The following is a 747-nucleotide window of genomic DNA, read 5'->3' on the forward strand; positions in this document are numbered from 1 at the left end:
TGATTCGCGACGTGATGACCTACGCGCCGAATGCCGTGATGATCATCAAGTCGACCATCCCGGTGGGGTTTACTGTTGGTGCCCGGGAAAAATACCAGACCAATAACCTCATCTTCTCGCCGGAATTTCTGCGGGAAGGCAAAGCGCTTTACGACAATCTCTATCCTTCCCGTATTGTGGTGGGCGAGAAATCCGCCCGTGCTGAAACTTTTGCCCGCCTGCTGCAAGAAGGTGCGCTGAAAGACAATATCCCGCTGCTGTTTACCGATAGCTCCGAAGCTGAAGCCATCAAACTGTTTGCCAACACCTATCTCGCCATGCGCGTAGCCTATTTCAACGAGTTGGACAGCTATGCGCTGACCCATGGCCTGGACACCAAACAGATTATCCAGGGCGTGGGTCTCGACCCCCGTATTGGCAATCACTACAACAACCCCTCGTTTGGCTATGGTGGTTACTGCCTGCCCAAGGATACCAAGCAGTTGCTGGCGAACTTCAACAATGTGCCGCAAACGCTGATCAACGCCATTGTGCAATCCAACACCACCCGCAAGGACTTTGTGGCGGACAGCATCATCCGACGCAAACCGAATGTCGTCGGCATTTATCGTCTCATCATGAAGAGCGGCTCGGATAACTTCCGTGCTTCCAGCATCCAGGGCATCATGAAGCGGATCAAGGCCAAAGGCATAGAGGTAATCGTGTATGAACCCGTGCTCACCGAGCCCGACTTTTTCAGCTCCAAAG

General features: G+C 53.3%; 1 protein-coding gene. It reads left to right on the forward strand.

From position 1 onward, the window contains the following. Positions 1-747, forward strand: a 747-nt coding sequence (locus tag LG203_RS14295) for a nucleotide sugar dehydrogenase (protein WP_230346390.1), incomplete at both ends; no start/stop codon positions are given.

Origin of the sequence: Methylovorus mays (assembly GCF_020531915.1) — a bacterium.
Classification (GTDB): domain Bacteria; phylum Pseudomonadota; class Gammaproteobacteria; order Burkholderiales; family Methylophilaceae; genus Methylovorus; species Methylovorus mays.